Source organism: Nitrobacter sp. TKz-YC02, assembly GCF_049852135.1.
Classification (GTDB): Bacteria; Pseudomonadota; Alphaproteobacteria; order Rhizobiales; family Xanthobacteraceae; genus Nitrobacter; species Nitrobacter vulgaris.
Map to the genome: position 1 here is coordinate 1,194,525 of NZ_CP180728.1, position 17,361 is coordinate 1,211,885.

Here is a 17,361-nt window from a genome sequence, read left to right on the forward strand (position 1 = left end):
GGGACCTCCGCGATCGGTGGCACGTTGAGGTGGTGGGGACCGGAGGACCGGGACCCATGAAAGAGCCACCACAGGGAGCGGCGACCATGAGCAACCAGGGACGGCATTTTGAAGTTTCGAACGAGATGCAGTCGCTAGCGGAGGCAGGTTTCGAGCAGGCACGCAAGGCGCTTGAGAGTTTTCTCGACGGCGCCCAGCAAACCGCCAATTCGATCGAGGGTCGCAACGAGGCGGTTCGCGACAGCGTTCGAGATATCAGCAGCAAGGCAATCTCCTTTGCCCAGCAGAATATGACCGCATCACTGGACTATGCCGAGCAACTTCTCCGCGCGAAGGATCTCGCGGAGGCGATGCGGCTGAATACGGAATATGTGCAGGGTCAAATGAAGGCCTTGACCGAGCAGGCCAGCGAAATAGGGCAAAGCATGGGCCGGGCCGCCTGGGGAACCCGCAAGCCTCAAGTCTAAGGGGCCCAAGGCCGCTATTCGAGTTTTCGCGCTCGGCGGGGTAAGTTTTGCGTCGCAATATATTGTTGCGTCGCACAAGGAAGTCATGGTAAGAGTGGATCAGATGCTGGCCCGATCAGTTCGCAATCAAGCTACGTTGCAGGACGATCGTCGTTGCAGGTCACACTGCGTTCCCAACTGCAAAGGATGACTGCCATGGCTAATCCAACCGAGGCTTTTGAAGTTCCCGAGGAAGTGCGTGCATTCGCCGAAAAGGGCGTTTTGCAGGCGCGCGATAACTACGCGAAGTTCAAGGAAGCCGCGCAGGACGGCAACGGCGCTGTTGAGGCCGTGTTTAACGCTGCAACTAAAGGGGCGCATGCTTATTCCGCTAAGCTGCTCGATTTCGGTCAGGCCAATACCAATGCCAGCTTCGATTTTTTGCAGGCCCTGGTCGGCGCGAAGTCGTTGTCTGATGCGACCGAATTATGGAGTACCCATACCCGCAATCAATTCGGAACGTTCGCGGTCCAGGCCAAGGAATTGACCGAACTGACCCAGAAAATTGCGGCGGAAACTGCCGAGCCGATCAGGACTGGCGCGTCGAAACTGTTCCAGCCGACCGTCTGATAAACGCCCGTTCGCGTTAAATCTATCAACCCGGGCCCCTCGGTCCGGGTTTGTTATTTTCAGTGTCGTCTCCGCCGCGATCAGATCCGGCCTGTGCCCACGCTCGACTGCCGTGGAGCCAAAGCTCGCGATAAGATGCAAAGACCAAAGGATTGCTGTCCGAAACGACTAAAGCGGCGCGATAACGGACCGTTGTGGCCTTGCCAAAGCGGGGCGTTGCACCTAGTTTCCGCCCCGTTCGCATTGCGTTTTGGGCGCACGAGCATGATGCAGTTGTAGCTCAGTTGGTTAGAGCGCCTGTCTGTGGAACAGGAGGTCGGTGGTTCGAGCCCACCCAACTGTACCATATTTTTATCATTAAAATCAGATAGTTGAATGGCGGCTGCATATCGGAGGCTCGCCTAGTCACATCTTTGTGCAAGCATAATGCAAGCACGCGAACGAATTTCGAGGCCTGATCTACTATTCCCACACCCTCACTTCACATCTCTCCGCACGGATGGCGGGGGCTGGCGCCGCCAGCGCGTCATGCATTCAAGCATGACCCTACGGTCATACAATCCGTCTTTCCTGCTATTTTTTCTCAATAAGAAATTGAGCCGTCCGAGCCGTCCGGGCCGTCCGAAAATCAATAGGCATGCGGGTTTGTCATGCGTGTGGAGAGTCGTCCGCTAGTGTCCGGCCGTCCGCTCTTTTCTGGTTGCGATTGCGCGACCTGACGGACGAAAGCGACGTTCGATCCGAGTTCGTCAACCTCGTCAGGCCGGATTTTCAAATCTGTGGCTAGCGGCTTTTCGGGAGCCCTAGTGCCCGTAGGGGGCGGGGTACCGGGAAGGACCCATTGCCAGGCCATCCTCATCGTCCGACCGAGGATCACCCGATCGCGAACGCGACGCGCAACGGAGCACCCAAGGCGGTGGCCCATCAGCGGACAGCGTGCGGTCGGAAAGCGAAAGGGGACGGGGGCGTAGCGCGCATACCGCCTCGGTAAGGATGCCCCGCCGCAGCGACACAATCCACCAAGGCCAACACCCGCATCTGCGAACGTGATTGCCACTGTTTCCATCACACACAGGAAAACGCACGCTAACGCGGTATGATCAAGGGATCGAACGATGCGTCTATCGGCAATCTCATTTCAGTTGAACTTCTTTGAAGACGCTTTTTGGTCGGCACCTTTTGCCAGGGCGCTCTTCCGGCTCGCCGAGTACCAATGCTTTCGCGCAACTTCGATGACCTCCGCGACTGCATCCGCACCTGAAATGTATTTCGCTGCCTGCGGCAACGCCAGTTCGTCAAAGCGCTTCTGGTCCTTCTCAAATAGCTCGTAGATAGCGCGCGCTCTGGTTGCCGAGGTGGGCACTTCGACATTTCCAACCCCATTTTTTCTGGCGTTTATGGCCCCGCTACCACCTCGGGCATCGATATGCCGGTTGATCCGGCGGTGCCGGTCGCGGGGACGCCGCTCAATCGGAACGCGTTGATCTTGTTGTCGACACGCTGATCGACCCTCGCCAAAAAATCCGGAGATGGATCGACGGCGACTCGTACGTCCAACGTCGCGTTACCCTCAACCTGCGCCTTAACGGGCACGTCGCTGTAGTTGAAATGGCCGGCGGCGTTGCCGAGATACCCAAGCACGCCACCGCCGAAAGCTGGCGGTGAGAACCGCTCGAACGATGATGACGCCCCGAATCCGAATGTGCGATCGGACCCGAGCGTGAAATCTCGGCCGCGCCGGAATCGTTCGATGTCGCGCTCGACCTGCCTGTGCAACAGATCGCCTTGACCATCCAACGTATCGCCACCGAGAAACAACGGCGCCGTCAGGGCCGTTACCAGCGGCACCACCGGCATCTTGCGGCCGGTCGATCCGCCGGGCTTAAGATTGTCCGAAAGCGAGCCGCCGCCGGACGCCGCCAGCCGGGCCGCTGCCGCCGTCAGGGCCGCCGCCGATTCGTTGAGCGCAACTGCGCTACCGGACAACGCGCCGGCGCCGGTGAACCACTGATAGGCGCCACGGGCCGCCAGAACGCCGCCAACCGCAGCGCCGCCGGCCAGGACGGTGCCGCCGATCACGCGGCCCGCCTGTTGTCCCGACCGCGTATCTTCCGCGAACTCATTGGTTATACGGCCGACCGAACGGGCGAAGCCGTTCATCAGGTCGATCACCGGCTGTAACCCGATCAGCGCGGTAGCAAAATCTCCCAATTGCTTCTTCACAGCCTCTTGCGCGAGAAAGGCATCCTTGGACTGCAAATCCGGGATGTGATCGAGGTCTTTTGTCCGGCGCTGGCGAGCACGCTCGACAAGCGGCGCATCGAGCAGCATCGAAAGCACCAAGTCGGCCGCATTCTTCGCCGAAAATGTCCGAGTTGCCCAAGCGGCCGTGGTGCGCTTGTCATCTTCCGACATGTGCTCGCTGAATTTCACCCCCTTAGATTCGAGGATCGGCCGAATATGCTGTTGCACCCACTCAAAGGGATTGTTCTGGTACCCGGCCGTATCGACGAGATTGCCATTTTTATCCAACAGCCCCGCCTCTCGCATATGACGCTTCGACGCCTGAGTCGCGCGGGTGCCAATTAATGCGGAGTTCGCCGTCGCTAGCTTCACACCAAAACCGGGAGTGTGCGACGCGAGCACTGGAAAATCAGCCTCCATGAAGTCTCGGCCAAACCCGTATTTCGCCGCGCCGGCCGCGCGGAAATCCTTTGCGAATTCTTCGCCCGTGTAGTCCGGATTTGCCGCCTTAGCCCTAGCGAAGGCATTCAGGAACCCGCCGAACTGGCCTGCGGTGTTCGCCGCGCCCGCACCTTCCGCCGCCCGCACAAGCTGTTCCAATTCATGCGCGTCACCACCCGAGATCGCGTTCGCGATCTTGGCGCGCGCATAGATGTCGGCAACCTCCTTAGCTCGATCGAAACCGCCGAGCCGGGCCGCATTCTTGCGCAGGTCCGCGAGGTGCTCGGTGCGCGAGATCGACGGATAAGCCAGGGCCAACCGATCGGCCGCAACATTGGCGTCGGCCTGTTCCGCCGGATTGAAGCCCATCTGATCGTAACGGACCCGCTCGCGCTGCCGTTCAGCGGCGCTGCGGGCCGACGATCGAATGGCGTGTTCGGTCGCATAGGCGCCGCTGTAGAGGCCAGCGGCGCCAAGAGCGAAGTGGCCGGCGCGCCGGAAAAATCGGCTCTGGACGCGTTCGGTATCGGAATAGCCGGCCCGCACCTCGCGCAATGCGGAAAGCGTTTGCGATTTCCATTGATCGATCGCACCGAAGTAGGCCGAGGCCCGGATCGGGCCTCGGCTTTTCAGCGCCGCGTCGAACGATTTGAAGCTGCGCGCGATAAGCGCGAGTTCCTTTTCGGTCGCGCGCAGATCGGCAAGTTCGCGTTGAAAGTTTCGGCCCAACGGCGTGATGCCGTCGAGAGCCTTGGCCGCGCTGGCGACGTTCTTGATCTTGCCGGCGACCTGATCGAAGGCGTTGCCGGTCGCATCCTTGCCCTTGATGATGGCAACTGCTTCGAGAATACTACTCATGTTTGTCCGGGATCAGCGCCTATGGCACAGAATTGAAGGTATGATTTAAGGAGAGTTCGGTTCTCGTCGATGACGAAGGAACGAACATGACTACGAAGTCTCGCAGCAGGAAAAGTTCTGCCGAACGGGTTGTCAAAGACATTCGCCGCGCCACCCGGCGCCATTTCTCGGCGGAAGATAAAATCCGGATTGTGCTTGATGGCTTGCGCGGTGAAGACAGCATCGCTGAACTGTGCCGCAAGGAAGGGATCGCTCAGAGCCTTTACTACGTCTGGTCGAAGGAGTTCATGGAGGCAGGCAAGCGGCGGCTGGCCGGTGATACGGCGCGAGCTGCGACAAGTGGTGAAGTGCAAGACCTTCGCCGTGAGGCGCATGCCCTGAAGGAGGTGGTTGCCGATCTGACGCTGGAGAACCGTCTGCTCAAAAAAAGCATGATCGCGGATGGGGGCGAAGGCGAATGAGATATCCCGCATCCGAAAAGCTTGAGATCATCAGGCTCGTCGAGCAATCGCATCTGCCGGCGAAGAAGACACTCGACAAACTGGGCATTGCACGTCGAAGCTTCTATCGCTGGTATGACCGTTACCTTGAGGGCGGGCCGGAAGCGTTGGAAGATCGTCCTTCCCGGCCAGGTCGCGTGTGGAACCGCATCGATGCCGATATCCAGGGTCAGATCATCGAGATGGCGCTGGAGCAATCCGAACTTTCATCGCGCGAACTGGCAGTGCGCTTTACCGATGAGAAGCGCTACTTCGTCTCCGAAGCCAGTGTCTATCGCCTGCTCAAGGCCCACGATCTCATCACCAGCCCAGCCTTCATTGTGGTCAAGGCGGCTGATGAGTTCAAAGACAAGACGACAGCACCCAACCAGATGTGGCAGACCGACTTCACCTACTTCAAGATCATCGGCTGGGGGTGGGTGTATCTGTCCACCGTACTCGATGACTTCTCTCGATATGTCATTGCCTGGAAGCTGTGCTCGACCATGCGCGCCGAGGACGTCACCGATACGCTCGAACTGGCCCTTGCAGCTTCAGGCTGCGACAACACCAAGGTGTTGCACAAGCCCAGACTGCTCAGCGACAATGGTCCCAGTTACATCGCCGCCGAGCTTGCCGAATGGATCGATGCCAACGGCATGAGCCATATCCGCGGCGCACCGCTGCATCCGCAAACCCAAGGCAAGATCGAGCGATGGCATCAAACCCTCAAGAACCGCATCCTGCTCGAGAACTACTTCCTGCCCGGCGATCTCGAGTGTCAGATCGAGGCATTCATCGAGCATTACAATCATCGCCGTTATCACGAGGGCATCGGCAACGTCACACCCGCCGACGTCTACTTCGGACGTGCACAATCCATCATCAAACAGCGTGAAAGGATCAAACGACAGACAATCAAATATCGGCGCTTGCTCCACCGCAAAATCGCCGCTTAACATCAACCAACAAATGAGGCCCGCTCTCCGCTAAATCTCGCCGCTCTTTGCGCCAAATGTTTTGATGACGGACAGGAAAGGTTTTGCCGGGTGCGAGGAAGATTTGACGTGCGAACTCCGCTAGCTCGGATGGAGTCCATGCGTAAGCACTTCGACAAGCAGAGCAGGAAACAGGTAGTGATGAGCTTCAAGACAGTATCAATGATATCAAAGGCCCTGCACCCCGACAGCAAGCCGAGCGATCACGACAGGGCGGAAGCCTTCAAGGCGTTCTCGGGATGGAAGGCCGACAGGAACGCGGCAGAGCGCTAAAGGAAGCGTGCAGCAACGCGAGGACAAAGCGCGCGCTGTCTGGTTGGAGACGGCGGTCTACCGGATAAGTCTGATTTGCCACCGCGCGCACCGATGCTGAATACAGTCAGCGGCCCGACCACGATCTGAGGAATAGACCCCGCTCCGGCGGGGTTGCTATTTCAAGGACGTCGCGAGGCCTGGCAAAGGCCAACAGCCCGACCAGAACAACAAACCGACAGCGATGACGAGCGGGTAGGCAAAACGAAGTAAGGTTAGCCAGTGAGGTTAATCCCTTCGATCAATTGCCGGCTCATTTCCATGGGTTAATCTATCGTCATGTTCGTTCACGACAAAAGCACAAACCGAAAAACCATGCTTGTAGGTCTGCTATTCTGCGTCGCCTTTGTCCTCGTCAGTTTCTTCGCCCGGCCCCAAGTCGGGAATGACCGCGTGCTCGTCAAGGCCGACCGCCTCACGTTGACGGCAGGAAAGCCTATCGCCGCACATTAGTGCTGATCGACTCCTATCTGCACGCACGATCATTACATCTTCAGCGTCGCATGTGGAGTGTCGCGATGCCCCGGACCCCAAGAGACCTGGCGGACCGGGATGGCGGCTCGACGTCGGCAGTCAAAGGCCGATGATGGCTACGTGCGGGAGACTTTCACTCAACCACGAGACAAGGCCCGGCAGACGGCGAGAGCGTTTCTGGATCGCTGGGCCGTCGTTTCGTACATGAGCGCCGTCGAGACAGGAAGCGTGGATTAATGCGCAAAAAGACACTCCGGCGAGGAGATCACCGGCTGGTGGGGTAGAAGCTCGAACAGATGGCCTGGGGTTTCGGAGGAAAAATCAATGACGCGCGGCGATGTCTCGCGTCCTCTAGTAACTCACCCAATATCTCGAAGCGCAGATAGCCAAATACATCGTCCCCGAAAGACCAAAAAGAACACTTGCAAACCAGAGGCCACCCTCAACCAGCAGATCACGGAAAGCTGGCGAAGTGTCTTGTTCTATCGCCAGCAAAATCCGCTTGTGCCTTATGTGAGCAAGTACAGCGAAGGCGCATGAAAGGCCCGCTGTGATAGACACAAATGCAATTTGGCCTATCACTTTGGCTCATCCTTCAACGTGGTTGGCTGCTGGTTGCAATCATCCTAGAACGCCGAATACAGAGATATATTGCGGTTTAAGCTCACCTCTGCGGTTGCGTGTGCGTTGGGCTATTCGGCGCATTCTCGCCGGATTTAGGTGGCGTGCCGCGCCCGGTGAAGACGGAGAGACTGAGTAGCATCACGAGCACTGCACCTCCGATAGCCCAGCCGATCGTGGTGTTGTTGACGCGCCTTATATGGTTCGTCCCCCTAGGGGGATTGTCGTTTGGGGATGCCATGTTGCCTGCGCTCCATACCTGTCTAGGAACAACACTGAGCCTGACGGACTAAGGCGAGAGGACAAAACATCGGTTTCGTGAATCACTTCGGCGGTTGAAGCTCCGGCGAGTTGATCCACTTGTAAAGTTTAGTGGCTTCGTCGGCCTGTGTGATTTTCTTGAGTAGGCGCCTTGTTCCGGCCCGGGCCATCATCCCAGCCTGCTCCCGAACCTCGTTGGCCCAGGCTGAAAGACCATCCTCAAGTGTGAGATGCTTCAAACTATGATGCTCGGCCATTGCCGCACCTCCACCGTTTGAATCGATGGAAATTCTAGCGCCGAAGAAATCTCCCGAGCGAGCTATTTCTTGCCGGTGCGGCCAATCCGGGGGTGCGGTGGATTGTCTCGCTCATCGATTCTGCGGCTTTAAGTGGATCCAGCGCGGATTGGCGTGCGCCGGTTGGAGTCATAGCGGGCCAATTTGGGTTCGGATCACACGGGCGGGAGTGAATCGACCGTTCCGGCGATTCAATACGATTGGATGAAAGTTGTTCCGGCTTGAGCAAAGCGCGGCCGAGTGGACCACACAACGAAAGGCCCACCGGCATAGCGGCTAGCTAAAGGGCCTTGCGACAACCCCGCATCGTCGGGGTTTCATCGATACCGCCTCGTCGGCCTGACTTGGGCGCCTACGACCTACTTCACCTATTGACGTTTACGATCGCGCCGGTGCGCGCATCCACATCAACTTCCATGTAGCTTCCGGCAACGTCATAGCCCTCGACCTGCCACTGGTTGCCCCATTTGTTCGTGTTTGACACGGAAACCAGCCCGATTCCGTTGGCGATATCGACTGCCGCCTGAAGCGGCAGCGGTCCAGCCTGAGTGTAGATCTCGGTCACCGGTTCCTGAACGTAGCCGACGTCGGCTGCCGACGCGGGAACACTGAATCCGATCATGGCCAAAGCGGCGGCGGGAATCAGATTATTTCGCATGATCGTTCTCCAAAGCGCGTTCAGTTGACACACCTCAGCAAAACGCATGTGTCGGAAGACCGTTCCGCATTCATCGCTTCAACCGGGTCGAGGGGCGGTTCCGGATAGCTGATGAGATTGATCTGGGTTGGCCGCGGCCCAGAAGCACCACAGAACCCCGCTCCGGCGGGATTTTATATTTCTGGTCTCGGGGCCGGCCGTTTAGAATTACGCTCCGAAGATCGCTTCGGAGGGGTTTTCTGGCCCGCTCGGCAAAGCCTTATCCACGATCGTCAGGATCATCTTTAAATCGCGCTTCATGACGGCGGTGTCCTCACTCTCTATGGCAACACGGGCCAGTGTCCGGATATCCACCAAGGCTTCCCTGGGATCGAGGGAAGGCTTTTTATCCCCCTGTCGAGAGGGGACTTCCTGCCCACGCGCCTTTATCAGTGTTCGGATGTGAGACAAGTTCTTACGCTTGTTCATCAAACCCTCCTTTTGTCGCGGCGACGTCTGGGGCGACGGCGTCGACCAACTCAGATGTAAATGGCGACGAAGACGACCGTCCCCAAATGCAGAAACGGCAGATGAACCACTAGCGACCGTATCGGAGTCGCCTGCATTCCCGCGGTTTCGGCTTCTCTTTCCGTGCAAAGCCATCGGCGGTGCGGCGAATTGCGTATGTCCTCCCACTTCGATGACGGCTCCGGCACTCAACTCAGGCGTCCTCGAACTCGTCCAGCTTCTTGCCTAAACTCTCGCAGCTATGGTGGCGCGTACACGCGCTCCACCTGGCGGTCGTATCGCCGAGTAGCTTGCCGACGAAGATTGTCTCGACCGCCGTCTTCATGTTGTCGTAGATGCCGCGGCTGCAGGTACCCTTGAACAGTGCGAACGCCCGGTCGTGGGCGTCGAACACCATCTCCTGCGTCTCCCGCGGATAGGCCCAACGTCCAAGCTTGGGCCGTGGCTGGACCGAACGCTCATATTCGAATGATGTCTCTCCCGACCTCAGCACCTTCCGGACCGTGTTTCGCGACACCTTCAGGTCGCGGGCGATCTCCTTGATCGTTTTGCCCTTGACGAAGTGCTCGCGCCGAATCCGCGCAATCGTCTCCACGATCAGCATCCCCGACCACCTGCTTCGTTACAAAGCAGGCAGCCCAACAGACCAATCTATAGGGGGTCCCTTTTGGGCTCTGACTCACATCTGATGATTTTTCTGCCGAGCTTGCGGTTCTTCAACGGGGGAACAGCGCCATGCGAGCCGGTATTCGAATTTCGTCGCTTGTCCCGAGCGGGTTGGTTATCGAGAGCGTAAGCGATTCATCTGACTCGATTATTTTAGCCGTCCGATCCGAAAGCGACGTGGCCGAGTGTCCATTATGCGGGGCGAGATCGCGCCGAATCCATAGCCGATACGACAGACAGGTCGCGGATTTGCCATGTGCAGGCAAGCAAATACGCCTCCGCGTGATCACGCGACGGTTTGTTTGCGAACTACCTCGTTGTCGGCGGCGGATTTTCGCTGAACGGTTCGGGGACGACGTTCTCCCGACCCGGTCGCGCCGGACGGCACGGCTGGAATGCATCGTCCACCATCTGGGGCTGGCACTCGGCGGCAGGCCGGCAGCGAGCTTTGCCAAGCGACTGATGCTGCCGGTGAGCAACGATACTCTGCTGCGGGTTGTTAGGCGACGAACGCGCCCGCGAATGGAGCCTCTGATCGTCGCCGGCATTGACGACTGGGCTTTTCGCAAGAACCATCGCTACGGAACAATCGTGTGCGATCTGGAGAGACGGCGGATCGTAACCCTGCTTCCAGATCGCGAGATTGCAACGGTGCGGGCTTGGCTTTCCGACCATCCGGAGATCAGGGTCGTATCGCGCGACCGTGGCGGCGGCTACGGTGAGGCCGCGGCAAAGGCGCTGCCGGACGCGGTCCAGGTCGCGGACCGTTGGCACCTGATGGAGAACGCAAGCGCGGCCTTCCTCAACGCGGTGCGCCGTTCCATGCAGGTGATCCGCACCTCCATCGGTGCGACGACGATCAATCCAAAACTGCTCACTTGCGCGGAACGGCTGCAGTATGAAGGGTATCTCCGACGCAAGCGGACGAATGCCGCGATCATGGCGCGCGTCGGAGACGCAGTGCCACTCAAGGAGATCGTCCGTCGAACAGGACACAGCCGTAAACTCGTTCGCCAAGTCAGTCGCGGCGAGAGTACGGATGTCTTCCGGACACGGCAGAGCACGCTCGATGCCCACTTGCCCTTTCTGGATGCGCAATGGAACGAGGGCTGCCGTAACGGCGCAGAGCTCTGGCGTCGTTTGCAAAGGCAAGGCTTCCAAGGCTCCTTGCGTGTCGTCAGTGAGTGGACGGCACGGCGACGACGGGCCGAGAAGGCGATCAATCAACAACTGCAAAAAGTGCCATCCGCGAGAACAATCTCACGATTGATGACCACGGCGCGTGACAATCTCAGCAAAGCAGATACGGTCACCATCGCTGCTATCGAGGCGCGCGTTCCCACACTCGTCGAAGCCCGCATGCTCGTCGAAAGCTTCCAGACCATGGTGCGCAAGAAGCTCGTCGCTGATCTCGATCCATGGATCGCCACCGCCAGCTTGAGCCTGATCGGCTCTTTTGCGAGTGGCATCATCAGGGACAAGGCCGCCGTCCGTGCTGCCATCTCCGAGCCTTGGTCCAATGGCCAGACAGAAGGGCAGATCACGAAACTAAAGCTCGTAAAACGCCAGATGTATGGGCGGGCGAAAATCGACCTCCTGCAAGCTCGGCTGATAGGCGCGACCTAGTTGCGGTAAGCCGTCATCGAAGTTGCGTCAGAGCCAATATTGCAGGCCGAATAACAACTCACCGCGCAACCCAGGTGTTAGGCGATGGCCCGCGCGCCCTAGTCTCGCGATGTGATCGACGGTGAAGACTCTATCCCGTTGGACGACGCCCGTTACTTGGCTGGCCTGGCGTTCACTTGCGAGTCCGTTCCCTCGCGGAATTCCACCGTGACCCCTTTCTTCACCATCTGCGCCAGGTGCGCCGCATCCCAATTGGTCAGCCTCACACAGCCGTTGGACTCAGCCTTGCTGACCTTAGAGGGTTCCGAAGTGCCGTGGATACCGTAGCCCGGCTCCGATAGCGCGATCCACGTCGAACCGACGGGATTGTTCGGTCCGGGATTGATGGTGAAGGCGCGGCGTGCTCTTACGCCCTTGAACTTGTAGTCCGGATTGTAGCGGTAGAAAGGGTTGCTACGCACTGCGAGCACCTTCAGCGCCCCGCTCGGCGATGGCTTTTCCTCGCTACCCACGGTCGCAGGGTAAAACGCGACGAGTGCATTGTCTTTGGAGAAAGCCTTGATTGTTTGGAGGTCCTTATTGACCTCAATTCGGGTGACCATGGTGGATGGCTTGGCTTTGAGCACGTTCGCGACCATGAGGGTTGTGCCGGCCTGTGAGAATTCCGCATGCGGGTTAAGCGCCACTAAGAGTGCCTCGCTCATGTGGTGGCGCTCAGCAAGTGCTTCCTTGGCGTCGCGATAAGCGAGGCGTTCGAGGTCCTTCATCTCGTCAAGGCCCTTTGGCTGCCGAGAGAGAAAGGGCCCTTTGACATCGTCCTCGGTGACAGTGATCTCGACGAGCAAGGACTCATTCATGTTCGCGGTCAGCCGTTCGAAGACGTCGTGATTCAGCGTCATCGTCGAAGGTAAGCCGTTGGCCTCCGAATAGGCGCGTAGCGCCTTCTTAACATTCTCGCCGAGCTTTCCGTCGATTTCGCCAGGCGAGAAGCCTGCGCGGTCGAGCAGAATCTGCGTTTTCACCACCAGGGCATCGATGTCGGAATCATCCGGCTGGACGCCCAGGAATTGGGCGCTCTCTATTGCGATACCGTCCAAGGTTTTCGCATTGGCGGATAACAGTGAAAGCGCAAACGCGCCAAACAGGATCAGTGCACGCACGAGATTGAGTGACATGACATATCAAAGCTCAGCGCAGTCGCAAGTTCCCGCGGATTCCGCAAAGGTCGGTCCATCTGTTCCCGTGAAGGGGTCGCAGCAGCAAGCTGCGGGAGTCGCGTCGCTGCGATCGATTGAAATGCCGCCAATCTCATCTGGCCATATTGGGCAGACCTGCCAGACGAAGACGAGAACGAGGTAGTTGGGCCACAATCCAATTCCCGCGCACTCTGTCTTCAATCATACTGACGGCAGCAGGCCGCGCCGCAATTCGCGGGTGCTCCTGAGGATGGGGAATGAGCAAACACCGCGCTAGAAAGGGCCGCGCTTACGCCGCCGGGGCACGTGATGCGCTGGACAGGCTGCGCGATGAATTGCGCTGGGTGAAACCGTCGCCGTCGATCATGTCGAGCATGGATGTGTTGATCAGCCGTACACGCACGAAGTTTCCGATGCCTGAGCCTGATGGAGGGAGAGAGGACAAAACATCGGTCCCGTGAGCCACTTCGGCGGTTGAACTCCGGCGAGTTGATCCGCAACAAATCTCGCCTGAGATCAAGTCCCCCGACGCGCGGTCCTGGGAAGCGGCGCGCCGGGGCCGCACCGGATCGGTTCTAAACCGCCAACACGGAAGTCCACCCTAAAACTATCAACGGGCATCACAAGGCAATTCGATGATCATTCGAACCATTCTAACGCCCGCGCTGCTATGCGTCCGGACAATTCAATACGGCTCAGGCGGAAGAGGCGCTTCTCTCGTGCGTGACTGGTCCGCGGTGGCGAAGAAGAAGGCCGGCAGAAACGCCGGCCTTTAGAACGGTGATCGCACAATCAAGTGAGGAAGATCGCCATCAACGCGACAATGGTAGCTACGGCCGTTGTGGCGGTCGCCCCTACCTTAATGAACGCCTTGTACTGCCGCTCATGAGCCGGATAGTCCATTCCATCCGACGTTGAGTACACAATCTCGCTATGGTCTGACATTTCAAGTCTCCCAAGGCACGTTGAGCTTGCATTGAGAGATTAGCGCAATCTCTACTGCCGTCGATCCTTCGGTTTGTCACGATCATGTGAGGCGTTGGGGTGGAGTTGGGGTGGAAGGCGGCGTGGCACGGCGCAGTATGCGAGATTGGAACAAACCAGCGATAGAGAATGTTTTGCGCGGGGAGGAGGATCTCCAATGCGCAGAATCTTCTCAGAATTGGATGAACATGAGAGGCAATTTTTGCTGATGGTGACGGATTTCGGCATCGCGGTCTGTGGGGCAAAGCTGATGATCCATTTGATCAGCCTTTTCGTCGCGTGAGGAGTGTTCGTCGAAGTCAGCTGTCCTCAGCCGGACCGCCTAAACAATAGTTCGTTGCGAATGGCAGGCGCGTTGTTGACGCTGCGGTCAACCTGGGCAGCTTTGGAGAACTTCGCAGGGTACCCGTTAACGGGATGCCTTGAGGTGGCGCTGGCGCAGGAAACGACCCAGCAGGCGGCGTTTTCCCTTGCGCGGAAGAGGTCAATATCGCTTACTAGCTTCGCGCCACCCTTGCCTCGCTCCAGAACGATTTTTCGAGTATGAAAGGCTTCGAGTTCGACGCGATGCGCCACGCTGACGACGGTAGCATTAGGGAGCTCCTTATTGAGGAGGTCCATCATCTTGTCCTGGCTCTTTGCATCGAGCGCGGATGTTGCTTCGTCCAGCACGACAATATCGGGGTTATGCAAGAACAGCCGGGTGAAAGCGAGCCGTTGCTTTTCGCCCCCCGACAGCGTCTGGTCCCAGGGCGCCTCTTCCTCAAGTCGCTCCTTGAGATGAGCAAGTCCTACTTTGTCCAGAGCAGTGCCAATTTGTTCGAGAGTCCAGTCTTCCGCAGCCGCGGGGTAGGCGGCAGCGCGACGTAACGTTCCAGACGGCACGTACGGCTTTTGCGGGAGCATGAATAACCGGCGGTCTGGATGGAAACTGACACTGCCGCCACCCCATGGCCAAAGACCAGCGATAGCACGCACCAGCGTGCTTTTGCCGGTCCCGGACTCGCCCGCCACCAGCACGCGCTCGCCGGCCTCGATGATCACTTCCGCTTCTCCCACCACTGCGGTGCCGTTGTCTAGCGTCACGGACAAGTCGTTAAGGCTGAGCATCGCGTCGTTCTCGGTCTCACCGCGCTGGATGCGGCCGACGCCGTCGCCACGTTCGGCCCGGTCCAGCCCGTCGATCGACATCATCAGCGACGCAATCCGCCGCGCGCAGGCATTCCAGTCAGCCAGACGGGGATAATTGTCGACAAGCCAGCCGAACGCGCTTTGCACGATGGTGAAGGCCGATGCGGCCTGCATCACTTGTCCTAGCGTCATGCTGCCATCGAGGAATTTCGGCGCGCATAGTAACAGCGGGATGACCGGAGCGATCAGGCTCGATCCCTGCGATACGATGGTGGTGCGCATGTGCTGACCGCAGAGGAGCGCCCATTGCTTGATGACGCTGGCGAACGTTCTGTCGATTCCGCTGCGCTCTTCCTCCTCGCCACCCAATAGGGCGATGCTTTCACCGTTCTCGCGAACGCGCGTCAACGCATAGCGATATTCGGCTTCGGCCTGGTTTTTACTCTCCGAAACCGCGACGAAGTGACGTCCGATGTAAACCATCGAACTGCTGGTTACTCCGGCATAGATCACCGCCGCTACCACCAGGAAGCCGGGCACGGTAAATGTCGACCCGCCGACTGTCAGGGTCAGAGCGCCACCGATGGTCCAGAGCACAACAATAAAGGTTGCAGCCGAGAGGAAGGCGGATATCACGCCAGAGGCGAAATCCACCGGCGCGTCGGTAGCAACTCGCAGATCCTCCGCGATGCGATATTCCGGGTTTTCGTGATCGCCGCCGACAAGATTGAGTTGATAGTAGCGGCCGTTGGTTAGCCACCGCGACACCACTGAATCGGTCAGCCATGCGCGCCAGCGGCGCTGGATGCCCATGCGTGCGAATACCTGAAAAACACCGAGCGCCACGCTGCCGATCGCGAGCGGGAAGAATACCCCCGTTAAATAATAAACCGTGGCCGAGTCGCGCTTCTCGATGGCGTCAAAGATCGCGCGATTCCAGACGTTGATGGCGTATTGAAATGCGACATTTGTAATAATCAAGGCGATCAGGCCGAGAGACAACACCCATGCCAGCTCGCCGCCATTGGCACCCCAAAATCCTTTGGCGCTGATCCAGAATCGCGTGAGCAGATAGTCCCTGCGTGCCTGCTCAATCTCTTCCGGCGAGAGATCCGCGTTTGGCTCCAAGATTTCCGGAGGCGGAGGCTCAACTGCTTGTCCGGTCTCTGCGACAACTTCAAGGATCGGCGGCTTCGGCATTCGCTCACGATCTCGGTTATACGGGTATCGTCAATGTTTGTGGCGTACCGCGCCCGGTCGGGATGGCGCTCAGATGGGTCTGCTCGCAAAAGGAAGCGCACCCAAAAAGCTGCGGTCGTCGCAGCCATGTGCGCGGCTATGATCTCTTGTTCAGGATTTAGTTTTTCGATCATTAGCTAACCTCCCTTGATCGCGGGAGGGTAGCGTCTGGTCAGAAATAGAAAACCCCGCTGGAGCGGGATATGCGGTACCCGGAACACTCACCCCCCATCAGCATTCTCCAGACACCATCCCTTAAGCCCGCCTGCTCGGCGGGCTTTTCTTGGTGAAACACTTTCCGTCCACCAACAGTCGGCGACACGCATACGAAGTTTACATGCCGTGGCTTTGAAAGACTTTCTGACATTTCTGGCTAAGTTTCGCCCGATGCTGCTGAAGGCACTGTTGAACGGCCATGTCATCGCCTAGCAGCTGTCGGCAAAAGCGTGAGGCGTCTCGGGAGCATGCTTTTTGCTCCTGCGGCGTGCCCATATGTTGCGCGCCCTGAGCAAAACAATATGTGCTTGTAAGCATGAGCGAGACAATCAAAAGCATCCTTCGCATTGTGGAGTCCTCTTTCTCGGCCGTTTGCCCGGCGCCATTCCACAACTCGCGAGCGAAGAGCAGGTTCCACCCGAACTGGTCGGTCGCTGCTTCGTCTACACCCGGACGCGGCCCGCATCCGCGTATACCGCAACGCAATTCCAGCTCCAAAGATGGTCTTCTCGTAGATGCGCCACCATTCCAGAACTCGCAAAGTTAGAGGCGTCACTTGCGTACCGCATGCTCGATGAGACGTATTGATCTCGTTATCGCCGTTGAAACCTAAGCTGCTCGTGCGCTGACGCGCATCGGAACCGAAAGATCCGCGTAGCGGAAGCCGTAATTCTTCTGGCTGGAAGATGAATCACGCGAGAGATGAAAAAACCTTCACGAAGGAATGGCAGCTCCGTCGGAACGCATGCCAGAGGCATGGGTTATTTCCCAACGCGAGCAGCAAAGGAGAACGGATATGTCAGACGCTACCGGCGTCAAAACAATATTTCGGGTGGAACGCTTGAGCAGGACGCGAAGAAAAGACTGGCAAAACGATGCAGGAGCTGACCGACGAGAAACGGAAAGAACTCAACAAGAAGGTTGAAAATGGTGGGGACGAAAACATCAAAATCCGCACAAATCAGATCCTGCCTGAAGCAATTAAGAACTCGCGCGAGTGGCCAGTCCCTAATGGGCTGGCGCTCGCGTGCTAGAGCACGAGTCGTGGTTCAATCGCACGAACATGTCTTGCGAGTAA

The 17,361-nt window shown here is 58.2% G+C and carries 16 protein-coding genes, 1 tRNA gene and 2 pseudogenes; 9 read left to right on the forward strand and 10 right to left on the reverse strand.

From position 1 onward, the window contains the following. Positions 1-86: 86 nt before the first annotated feature. The 3 genes from ACM561_RS05635 to ACM561_RS05645 all read left to right on the forward strand — a co-directional run bounded on the left by ACM561_RS05635 (position 87) and on the right by ACM561_RS05645 (position 1,422). Positions 87-467: a phasin gene (locus ACM561_RS05635; RefSeq protein ID WP_425909651.1), complete on the forward strand. Its 381-nt coding sequence runs from the start codon at positions 87-89 to the stop codon at positions 465-467. A gap of 186 nt (positions 468-653) precedes the next feature. Next, positions 654-1,076, forward strand: coding sequence for a phasin (locus ACM561_RS05640; protein WP_079446079.1), 423 nt, complete (start codon positions 654-656; stop codon positions 1,074-1,076). 269 nt (positions 1,077-1,345) lie between these two features. After that, a tRNA-His gene (locus tag ACM561_RS05645) sits at positions 1,346-1,422 on the forward strand. Positions 1,423-2,214: 792 nt separating this feature from the next. Here ACM561_RS05645 and ACM561_RS05650 read toward each other — a convergent pair. Together ACM561_RS05650 and ACM561_RS05655 are read right to left on the reverse strand one after the other, a co-directional pair. After that, a complete protein-coding gene (locus ACM561_RS05650; protein WP_425908671.1) occupies positions 2,215-2,439 on the reverse strand; it encodes a hypothetical protein in 225 nt (74 codons plus the stop codon). Positions 2,440-2,471: 32 nt separating this feature from the next. After that, on the reverse strand, positions 2,472-4,619 hold the full coding sequence (locus ACM561_RS05655) for a hypothetical protein (protein WP_425908672.1): 2,148 nt from the start codon (positions 4,617-4,619) through the stop codon (positions 2,472-2,474). 86 nt (positions 4,620-4,705) lie between these two features. Here ACM561_RS05655 and ACM561_RS05660 point away from each other — a divergent pair. The 3 genes from ACM561_RS05660 to ACM561_RS05670 all read left to right on the forward strand — a co-directional run bounded on the left by ACM561_RS05660 (position 4,706) and on the right by ACM561_RS05670 (position 6,861). Then, positions 4,706-6,057, forward strand: a protein-coding gene (locus ACM561_RS05660) for an IS3 family transposase (RefSeq protein ID WP_425905397.1) whose coding sequence is annotated in 2 segments (ribosomal slippage) — positions 4,706-5,042 and positions 5,042-6,057 — 1,353 coding nt in all. Because the reading frame shifts where the segments join, the coding sequence is not laid out codon by codon here. Positions 6,058-6,195: 138 nt separating this feature from the next. After that, on the forward strand, positions 6,196-6,369 hold the full coding sequence (locus ACM561_RS05665; protein WP_425908674.1) for a hypothetical protein: 174 nt from the start codon (positions 6,196-6,198) through the stop codon (positions 6,367-6,369). Between the two features lie 354 nt (positions 6,370-6,723). Next, complete coding sequence (locus tag ACM561_RS05670) at positions 6,724-6,861, forward strand: hypothetical protein (protein WP_425908675.1); 138 nt, start codon at positions 6,724-6,726, stop codon at positions 6,859-6,861. A 965-nt stretch (positions 6,862-7,826) separates the two neighbouring features. Here ACM561_RS05670 and ACM561_RS05675 read toward each other — a convergent pair. From ACM561_RS05675 to ACM561_RS05690, 4 genes and pseudogenes are all read right to left on the reverse strand, one after another. After that, a complete protein-coding gene (locus ACM561_RS05675) occupies positions 7,827-8,021 on the reverse strand; it encodes a hypothetical protein (protein WP_425908677.1) in 195 nt (64 codons plus the stop codon). Between the two features lie 403 nt (positions 8,022-8,424). Beyond that, positions 8,425-8,718: a hypothetical protein gene (locus ACM561_RS05680; RefSeq protein ID WP_425908679.1), complete on the reverse strand. Its 294-nt coding sequence runs from the start codon at positions 8,716-8,718 to the stop codon at positions 8,425-8,427. 207 nt (positions 8,719-8,925) lie between these two features. Beyond that, on the reverse strand, positions 8,926-9,186 hold the full coding sequence (locus tag ACM561_RS05685) for a hypothetical protein (protein WP_425908680.1): 261 nt from the start codon (positions 9,184-9,186) through the stop codon (positions 8,926-8,928). Positions 9,187-9,514: 328 nt separating this feature from the next. Further along, a pseudogene (locus ACM561_RS05690) lies at positions 9,515-9,829 on the reverse strand (IS21 family transposase); the annotation flags it as partial. A 131-nt stretch (positions 9,830-9,960) separates the two neighbouring features. On the opposite strand from ACM561_RS05690, the gene ACM561_RS05695 reads away from it, so the two are divergent. Beyond that, complete coding sequence (locus tag ACM561_RS05695) at positions 9,961-11,517, forward strand: ISL3 family transposase (RefSeq protein ID WP_425905502.1); 1,557 nt, start codon at positions 9,961-9,963, stop codon at positions 11,515-11,517. Between the two features lie 152 nt (positions 11,518-11,669). Here ACM561_RS05695 and ACM561_RS05700 read toward each other — a convergent pair whose 3' ends face one another. Together ACM561_RS05700 and ACM561_RS05705 are read right to left on the reverse strand one after the other, a co-directional pair. Continuing rightward, on the reverse strand, positions 11,670-12,692 hold the full coding sequence (locus tag ACM561_RS05700; RefSeq protein WP_425908682.1) for a L,D-transpeptidase family protein: 1,023 nt from the start codon (positions 12,690-12,692) through the stop codon (positions 11,670-11,672). Between the two features lie 813 nt (positions 12,693-13,505). Beyond that, positions 13,506-13,658 (reverse strand): aa3-type cytochrome c oxidase subunit IV, encoded by a 153-nt coding sequence (locus ACM561_RS05705; protein ID WP_425908684.1) that lies wholly within the window; start codon positions 13,656-13,658, stop codon positions 13,506-13,508. Between the two features lie 196 nt (positions 13,659-13,854). On the opposite strand from ACM561_RS05705, the gene ACM561_RS05710 reads away from it, so the two are divergent. Next, positions 13,855-13,980: a hypothetical protein gene (locus ACM561_RS05710; RefSeq protein WP_425908686.1), complete on the forward strand. Its 126-nt coding sequence runs from the start codon at positions 13,855-13,857 to the stop codon at positions 13,978-13,980. Positions 13,981-14,106: 126 nt separating this feature from the next. Here ACM561_RS05710 and ACM561_RS05715 read toward each other — a convergent pair. Further along, a pseudogene (locus ACM561_RS05715) lies at positions 14,107-16,028 on the reverse strand (ABC transporter ATP-binding protein/permease). A gap of 372 nt (positions 16,029-16,400) precedes the next feature. Further along, positions 16,401-16,622 (reverse strand): hypothetical protein, encoded by a 222-nt coding sequence (locus ACM561_RS05720; protein WP_374708866.1) that lies wholly within the window; start codon positions 16,620-16,622, stop codon positions 16,401-16,403. A gap of 536 nt (positions 16,623-17,158) precedes the next feature. Here ACM561_RS05720 and ACM561_RS05725 point away from each other — a divergent pair. Then, positions 17,159-17,317: a hypothetical protein gene (locus ACM561_RS05725; RefSeq protein WP_425908688.1), complete on the forward strand. Its 159-nt coding sequence runs from the start codon at positions 17,159-17,161 to the stop codon at positions 17,315-17,317. Positions 17,318-17,361: the final 44 nt, after the last annotated feature.

Excerpts from the sequence above, each read along its gene's own strand:
- ACM561_RS05700 (WP_425908682.1), bottom strand. The coding sequence starts at position 12,692 with ATGTCACTCAATCTCGTGCGTGCACTGATCCTGTTTGGCGCGTTTGCG.
- ACM561_RS05655 (WP_425908672.1), bottom strand. The coding sequence starts at position 4,619 with ATGAGTAGTATTCTCGAAGCAGTTGCCATCATCAAGGGCAAGGATGCG.
- ACM561_RS05665 (WP_425908674.1), top strand. The coding sequence starts at position 6,196 with ATGCGTAAGCACTTCGACAAGCAGAGCAGGAAACAGGTAGTGATGAGC.
- ACM561_RS05685 (WP_425908680.1), bottom strand. The coding sequence starts at position 9,186 with ATGAACAAGCGTAAGAACTTGTCTCACATCCGAACACTGATAAAGGCG.
- ACM561_RS05705 (WP_425908684.1), bottom strand. The coding sequence starts at position 13,658 with ATGTCAGACCATAGCGAGATTGTGTACTCAACGTCGGATGGAATGGAC.
- ACM561_RS05675 (WP_425908677.1), bottom strand. The coding sequence starts at position 8,021 with ATGGCCGAGCATCATAGTTTGAAGCATCTCACACTTGAGGATGGTCTT.
- ACM561_RS05640 (WP_079446079.1), top strand. The coding sequence starts at position 654 with ATGACTGCCATGGCTAATCCAACCGAGGCTTTTGAAGTTCCCGAGGAA.
- ACM561_RS05720 (WP_374708866.1), bottom strand. The coding sequence starts at position 16,622 with ATGCTTTTGATTGTCTCGCTCATGCTTACAAGCACATATTGTTTTGCT.
- ACM561_RS05710 (WP_425908686.1), top strand. The coding sequence starts at position 13,855 with ATGCGCAGAATCTTCTCAGAATTGGATGAACATGAGAGGCAATTTTTG.
- ACM561_RS05680 (WP_425908679.1), bottom strand. The coding sequence starts at position 8,718 with ATGCGAAATAATCTGATTCCCGCCGCCGCTTTGGCCATGATCGGATTC.
- ACM561_RS05695 (WP_425905502.1), top strand. The coding sequence starts at position 9,961 with ATGCGAGCCGGTATTCGAATTTCGTCGCTTGTCCCGAGCGGGTTGGTT.
- ACM561_RS05670 (WP_425908675.1), top strand. The coding sequence starts at position 6,724 with ATGCTTGTAGGTCTGCTATTCTGCGTCGCCTTTGTCCTCGTCAGTTTC.
- ACM561_RS05635 (WP_425909651.1), top strand. The coding sequence starts at position 87 with ATGAGCAACCAGGGACGGCATTTTGAAGTTTCGAACGAGATGCAGTCG.
- ACM561_RS05725 (WP_425908688.1), top strand. The coding sequence starts at position 17,159 with ATGCAGGAGCTGACCGACGAGAAACGGAAAGAACTCAACAAGAAGGTT.